The 6,468-nt window shown below is 43.8% G+C and carries 6 protein-coding genes; 3 read left to right on the forward strand and 3 right to left on the reverse strand.

What is annotated here, in order from left to right:
* Positions 1–163 precede the first annotated feature (163 nt).
* Positions 164–367: a hypothetical protein gene (locus GW12_RS08960; protein ID WP_034586525.1), complete on the reverse strand. Its 204-nt coding sequence runs from the start codon at positions 365–367 to the stop codon at positions 164–166.
* Between the two features lie 380 nt (positions 368–747).
* Between GW12_RS08960 and GW12_RS08965 the strand changes: the two genes are divergently transcribed.
* The gene (locus GW12_RS08965; protein ID WP_034586528.1) at positions 748–1,020 is read left to right on the forward strand and encodes a hypothetical protein; all 273 of its coding nucleotides are present in this window, start codon (positions 748–750) and stop codon (positions 1,018–1,020) included.
* Between the two features lies 1 nt (position 1,021).
* Here the strand turns inward: GW12_RS08965 and gloB are convergent, their stop codons facing one another.
* Together gloB and GW12_RS08975 are read right to left on the reverse strand one after the other, a co-directional pair.
* The gene (gene gloB / locus GW12_RS08970; protein ID WP_034586531.1) at positions 1,022–1,756 is read right to left on the reverse strand and encodes a hydroxyacylglutathione hydrolase; all 735 of its coding nucleotides are present in this window, start codon (positions 1,754–1,756) and stop codon (positions 1,022–1,024) included.
* A 131-nt stretch (positions 1,757–1,887) separates the two neighbouring features.
* Positions 1,888–2,475, reverse strand: a complete 588-nt coding sequence (locus GW12_RS08975) for a flavin reductase family protein (RefSeq protein WP_034586534.1) — start codon at positions 2,473–2,475, stop codon at positions 1,888–1,890.
* A gap of 125 nt (positions 2,476–2,600) precedes the next feature.
* Between GW12_RS08975 and GW12_RS08980 the strand changes: the two genes are divergently transcribed.
* Complete coding sequence (locus GW12_RS08980; RefSeq protein ID WP_034586537.1) at positions 2,601–3,422, forward strand: PhzF family phenazine biosynthesis protein; 822 nt, start codon at positions 2,601–2,603, stop codon at positions 3,420–3,422.
* A gap of 125 nt (positions 3,423–3,547) precedes the next feature.
* On the forward strand, positions 3,548–6,334 hold the full coding sequence (locus GW12_RS08985; RefSeq protein WP_034586540.1) for a pitrilysin family protein: 2,787 nt from the start codon (positions 3,548–3,550) through the stop codon (positions 6,332–6,334).
* The last annotated feature ends 134 nt before the right edge of the window (positions 6,335–6,468 follow it).

Genomic DNA, 6,468 nt, shown 5'->3' on the forward strand with positions numbered 1-6,468 from the left:
CGAGTCTCTCCGTCCCCACCATTCAAAAGAGACAAGGTTGATACCTTGTTTTTTTTTTGCCTGAATTTTTGATAGACAAAAAAAGAGCCCATCGAAATGGGCTGGCTTGGCATTAAAATTATTGATGCTTGAAATTGATCATTCTCGTTAAAAGTGATGCAATTTAAGCTTTCAAATGGTCTTCGAATTCTTCCCCTAACTGCATGGCAAGCGCATTGCCTGAAAGGTCGCAGGTCACAAGCCCATATTCTTTTTTAAAGCTAAAGGTAAAACCACGGTTGTCGGCCAAAGTGCGTACTGAATACCCCAATTTTTCTAACCATAAACGGAATGCTAGAAGATTTTTTGCTTTCACCACTTTTTTCACGAGATAACTCCTTCATCACTATTTATTAATAAATTAGGGTGAAAAAATTTTTTTTAAAGGGGAAAATTTTTAAAATCCTTTAAATATTCTGAAAATGTTGTATTTATCAGCATACAAATGCGTAAAAAATCATCAAAAAATAACTAAATAAATGATTTCTGGATACTTTTAGATGTTGTAACTAAATATTATATCGGAGGATTTGTCTGTCTATATTTACAGCGGTTTTTAACGAAATCTGACTTGTTTTAGTCGAATGCCGATTGATCACTATCTTTATGATTTAATAGGAATGTAGCTAGGTCTCTATTTGCTTGAGCGAACTAATACGAGTTTGATTATCTGTTCGCTTCATTTTACCCCAACTTTGGATTTTCATTATGGCCCAAATCAATATTGAACAATATGTCAGAGAGGCGATTGAGCAGATGCAGCAACAGGGGCTGACACCAGTGGCTGTGATGTTGGGACATGAAGATTGGCTGGAATTTACCGTGCAGTCCAAAGTTGCTTATACACCTTTTGGGAGTGCACGTCGTTATCAGCCGGCATTGGGTGGTTTGTTACTGGTACGGGTGGATGAGATGCATGCTTTACGCGTGGTGACTCAGGCCGAGCTGGACGCCTACGCGCAAAGCAATCAAATTCTTTAGATCAGAAATTATCTTTGAGGGTGCGCAGACGGGTAAACTCTTCCACACTGTCTGCACGCAGGAAAGGATTGGTTTTCAGTTCGATTTCAATGCTGCTTGGCAGAGTGCATTGACCGAGCATTCGTAAACGTTCTACCTGTTCATGCCGTTCCTGAATTTCCAGATTTTCCGGTTCAACATGTAGGGCAAACTGGGCATTGGACAGGGTGTATTCATGGGTGCAATACACTTTGGTACGTGGTGGCAAGGCGGCCAGACGAGACAGGGAATGGAACATCTGTTCAAAGGTGCCTTCAAACACGCGGCCACAGCCCATAGCAAACAGGGTATCGCCACAGAACAACACATCCCGCGCATCAATAAAGTATACGATATGGCCTAAGGTATGTCCCGGTACGCTGATAATGCTGACTTCTAAACCATGAAACTTGAACTGATTGTCATGTTCCAGCGGATGAGTAATAAATGGAATTTTACTCAGTTCTTCACGCGGGCCATAGACCGGGATGTTTTGACCCTGAATCAGTTCCGGCACACCGCCAATATGATCCTTATGCCAGTGGGTGAGCCAGATCTGTGCCAGTTCCAGGTTATTTTGCTGGCAATAATCCTGTACCAGTCCAGCTTCTGTGGGATCAATGGCCACAACCTGTCTGGAGTGGGTATGTTCCAGTAGCCAGATATAATTCTGTAAGCTATTTTTGACGTCTATGCAGTGGATTTTAAAAGGCATCATGTGTCATTAAACCGTTTGAAATTATTTTATAAAGTAGCATATTTGCCCCGCAGTGCGTGACGCTAGGTGGTGTATTTATGCATGATTTATGTAGGAAATTTTCAGCAGCATAGGGTCTGAAAGCCAGTTAATTATTTATCCTGGTCATCCACTGAAACCGCATCACCAATGGTATAGAAATGCCCACCAGCAACATGGTAAATACTGCACCATTCAGGTTCGACTTCCTGATAATACCAGTGACCGTCACGGAACACGCGTTCATCGGCATAGGCGGCAATGACTTTGCCTATAAACAAGTCATGGTGTTGCTGGTTATGTGGTTCGGGAATCAGCTCACATAGCAACCAGGCTGTACAGCCACTTACTACCGGAATATCAGATTGATCAAACTGGAATAGTTCAACACCGCATTTCTCTAGTTTGTTGGGCTCATCATGCAGGCTGATGGTGCCTAATTGATATACCATTTTGAGCTGCTTGAGTGTGGGTACCTGTAGTGCAAAATAGCCTGAATTTTCAATAATTTTACGTGTCTTGGTACTTTTGTCCAGAACCACAGTAACTTTGGCAGGCTGAAACTCCAGTGCACAGGCCCAAGCGGCTGCCATGACATCGGTATTTTCCTGATCCTTTGCAGAAACCAGTACGGTTGGGCCGTGGTTAAGAAGACGATAGGATTTTTCCAGGGGAACGGCTTTGAGATGTGGATTTAACATGTCAGTCCTAAAATCATTAGAAGGGATTGCTGGAAAGTATGCATTTATCTGTTTGTTAACATATATAAATTTTTTCTTGTGAAAAAGCTTTTAAACTAAAGCCCTAACAAAATGGAGCATAAGCAATGAAAATGTATCAAGTGGATGCCTTCACCACGGAGCTGTTCAAGGGTAATCCTGCTGCGGTGATCGTGCAGGATGAGTGGCTGGATGACAGCCTGATGCAGAACATTGCACTGGAAAATAACTTATCGGAAACTGCATTTGTCAAAATCTTGGATGCGGAAAACTATGAAATCCGCTGGTTTACCCCGACCAAGGAAGTGGATTTCTGTGGACATGCAACGTTGGCGAGCAGCTTTGTGCTGTTTCAGGATTATACCGAACACAAAACTATTCGCTTTCATGTAAAAAACTTGGGTATTTTTACGGTTAGTCAGGATGAAGATGGTCGCATTCGTATGAATTTTCCGGTACGTCGTCCAGTGTTGGTGGATGAATATCCAGCAGTATTGCGTGCTGCACTCACTAAGACCTTTAAGAATGTCTACCTAAATGAACAGGCTTATATTATTGAATATGAGTCGGTGCAGGATGTGCTGGATGAAACCCCGGATTTTGCCTTGCTGAAACAGGTGAATGACCGCCGCACTGCAATCACGGCATCTGAACCATTGCTGGATGTAGCTTTGACAGCTGGTGCCGAGCACTACGATTGTGTATCGCGTTATTTCGCCCCGAGTAATGGAATTAACGAAGATCCAGTGACCGGTTCGATTCATACCGGGATTGTTGCAATCTGGGCAGAACGATTGGGCAAGCGGAAATTAATTGCTTATCAGGCATCACAGCGTGGCGGGGTACTATATTGTGAAATGCTAGACAATGAACGGATTGAAGTTTCAGGCTATGGCAAGCTCTATATGCAGGCTGAAATTCTGTTTTAATTCATACAAGTGGTTAAAAGTTGCTGGCTACAGTAGCTTGTAGGAAAATATAACCAAGTTAAACCCATGAGAATCATTCTCTATTAAATTGTCGAATAAGAATATTCATGTTTGCTGGATCAAGAATGTCATTACGCTTTAAAAAATTAACACTTTCCATGTTTTTAATGGGCGCTGCAACGTTCAGTTTTGCCCAACCGGTTTTGGTGAAAACGGAACAGAATATCGAAGAATACAAACTGGATAATGGTTTAAGAATCGTCCTTGCACCGAATGATAAGGAAAATAAAACCTTTATGAATACGGTGTATTTTACCGGTTCATTGAATGACCCACAGGGTAAGGGTGGTTTGGCACATTTGCTGGAACATCTGGCATTTAAGGGCACGGAAAATATCAAAGGGGATGAATTCCAGCGCCGTCTGGATCAGTATACGCTCTCATCCAATGCCAGCACGGATTATTACTCGACTAAATATACCAACCTGATTCGTCCGGAAAGTACGGCATTGGCTGCGGTGATCCAACTGGAAGCCGAGCGTATGGACAAGTTGGTGCTACAGGAAAAATATGTCCCAACCGAGATTGATATTGTTAAACGGGAACGCGAAATCCGTTTGGATCAGCCATTCTCAGTGTTAATGGATCAGATTTTTAAATCCGCCTATGGCAACCAGCATCTAGGTCGTCTGCCAATTGGGGATTTAAACGAGCTGCAGTCGATCAATATGCAGGAACTAAACCAGTTCTATCGTACCTGGTATGCGCCGAATAACGCTTATATGGTGATTTCCGGTAAGTTCGACAAAAAACAGGTATTGAAATATATCGACCAGCATTTCAGTCCGATCAAGGCGCGGCCTGTACCGCATCAGCCGCAAGTCCCGGAACTGCGTCCTGAACAGATCAAGCAGCGCGAATTTACTGTGGCGAAAGGCAGTAATTATGCCAAATATAATATCTACCTGAACCGCGCTGAAACAGCAAAACAGACAGCATTATCGGTGACGCCAACTTTATATACCTTGCAGCCGAGCGGGCACCTGTATCAGGGCATTGTCGAGCAAGGGATTGCCACTGCGGTACAGTCCACCACCTGGCTGGATAAAGACATGAATATGGTGTTTATGGGTGCGGTCTATGCCCCAAATCATGATGCCAAAAAGGTTGAACAGGCATTACAAACCGGAGTCGAGCAGAGCAAAGATTTCAATGAAACCGAGCTGAATCGGGTCAAAAATATGTCCCGCAATGCTGCGGACAATATTAAGAATAATGCAGCAGCCTTGGGTTCACGCCTAAGTGATTACATCGTGACCTATAGCGGAGACTGGTCAAAATATTTTAAAGACCTGAATGACATTCAGCAGCTCTCTGTCACAGATGCCAACAAGATCTATAAAGATTTCTTTAAGGCTGAATATCGTATTCAGGGCAATATTATTCCGACGCCTGAAGAACAGAAGAAGGCACAACAGCTGCAGGAAGTCGCGGAAAACCAACCAACCTTGGATCAGCAGCCGGTGAGTGAAGAGCCGCTTAAAGATGTTTCGGTGTATCAGGCCGAAGTCAAGAAATATGTAAAGGAATCGAAAAAGCTCCTGACCAGCAAGGAAAAGCAGATTCAGCGCGGTAAGCTGAACAATGGCATTCAATATGCACTCTTTCCAACCCAAACCCGTGATGACAAGGTCTATTCGACCATTGCGCTGGACTTTGGCACCGCTGAAACCCTAAAACATAAGGGTGAATTGCTGGATCTGATGGCGTATCTGATCATGCGTGCATCAACGACCCAGAGTCTGCAGCAGATTTCAGACAAGACCATAGAAGTCGGTGGATCAGCCAATGTTAGTGCAACGGGAAATGGCCTGAATATTTCCATTTCCGCCAAAAAAGAGCATTTTGAGGAATACTTTAAGTACATTTTGAATGTAATAAAGAACCCGACGTTTGAACAGACCCAGTTTGACCTGATCAAGTCGCAGTCGCTGTCCAGTTTGGAGCGTCCATATACTGAACCGGATACTGTAACCGGTTTAACATTTGCCCGGCTGGTGGAACGTTATGAGCCAGGGGATTTACGTTATCACTTTGAGCCAGAACTGGCCAAACAGCAGTATCAGGCAGCTTCGCGTGAGCAGGTGCAGGAACTGTACCAGCGTTTCTTTAAGACCCATCGTGCCCGGGTTGCTGTCACTGGTGACTTTAAGCCAAAAACCATGCAGGCACTGAGCCAGCAGGAATTTGCAGACTGGAATACGGCTGAACCTTTTGAACATTTAATATCCACCTATATCGAATATCCGGCTCAGAAAGTGCATGCCTTGTCGGAACAACGTGAATTTGGCAGCTATCTGGCCTCGATCTCCATGCCAGTCGGTGCAGATCATCCGGATGTGCCAGCCTTACTGATACTGCGACATATTATTGGCGATTCACAACTGTCTTCGCGTCTGGCGCAGGAGCTGCGTGAAAAGAATGCGCTGGTCTATGGTTTTAGTGCCAGTGTAGATTTTTCGGAATGGAATGATGTCGGTGCATTATCTTTTGGTGCCAACTATACGGCTGGACGTTCTGCCCAAGTTTCAGAGTCCATCCAGAAAGTGATACATGAACTGCGTAGCAAGGGTGTAACAGATCAGGAAGTCGAAGCAGCGAAAGCCAGTTTACTGAAAAAACGCGTCAATATACTGGAAGATGATCGCCGTATTCACAGCATGTTAATCTCTCAGCTAGAACGTAACCGTGATCTGAACTACCGTCAGAAACGTGACAAGGCACTGGCGGCATTAACCAAAGCCGATATTGATGCGGTGATTCAGAAATATCTGAAAACGGATTTGCTGGTTGAGGTGATGTCGGATCAATATGGCCAGCCGGTGAATCAGCCGACTTTGACCAAGAAATAAATCTGGGTAAATTGCCTATAAAAAAACCTCCTGATTCAGGAGGTTTTTTTGATTTTAAGTAATAACTTTGTGAAGGGTATTTAAGTGTGAGAAACTCTTGGCTCATATATAAATAACGCCAATCTCAACTTTAA

The sequence above is a fragment of the Acinetobacter sp. HR7 genome (assembly GCF_000773685.1).
In the GTDB taxonomy this organism is placed as follows: Bacteria; Pseudomonadota; Gammaproteobacteria; order Pseudomonadales; family Moraxellaceae; genus Acinetobacter; species Acinetobacter thermotolerans.